Here is a 404-nt window from a genome sequence, read left to right as displayed (position 1 = left end):
CCGCAAGGTGCGCTCGCTGCCGCAGAAGGCGCGGGCGAGCCCGGTGCCGCGCTCGGGGAGGAGGGCGTCGAGGCCGCCGTAGCCGGAGATCCGCCGCGAGAAGTCCCCGAAGGGGCCGTACAGCCCGGTGCGGAGCACGGCGAGGTTCCCCGCGACGAGTTCCCGCAGTCCGGCGGGGGCGCCGGCCCAGCCGGTGCCGAGGCGGTGGGAGGCGCCGCCGTACGCGGTCACGGCCAGCTCGGCGACGTTGTCGGCGGTGGTCCCCCAGGCCACGGAGTGGGCCCCGCACGCGTTGTTGCCGATCATGCCGCCGAGGGTGCAGCGGGAGTGGGTGGAGGGGTCCGGCCCGAAGGTCAGTCCGTACGGGCGCACCGCGTCCCGCAGCCGGTCGAGGACCAGGCCGG

Annotated in this window: 1 protein-coding gene; it reads right to left on the bottom strand. The window is 77.0% G+C overall.

Features of this window, described 5'->3' with window-relative positions:
• A partial coding sequence (locus CAY82_RS27700) for an FAD-binding protein (protein ID WP_140399185.1) occupies positions 1-404 on the bottom strand: 404 nt, incomplete at both ends.

The organism is Pseudomonas sp. SID14000, assembly GCF_002165135.1.
Lineage (GTDB): Bacteria > Pseudomonadota > Gammaproteobacteria > Pseudomonadales > Pseudomonadaceae > Aquipseudomonas.
This window is presented reverse-complemented; position numbering and strand designations above follow the sequence as displayed.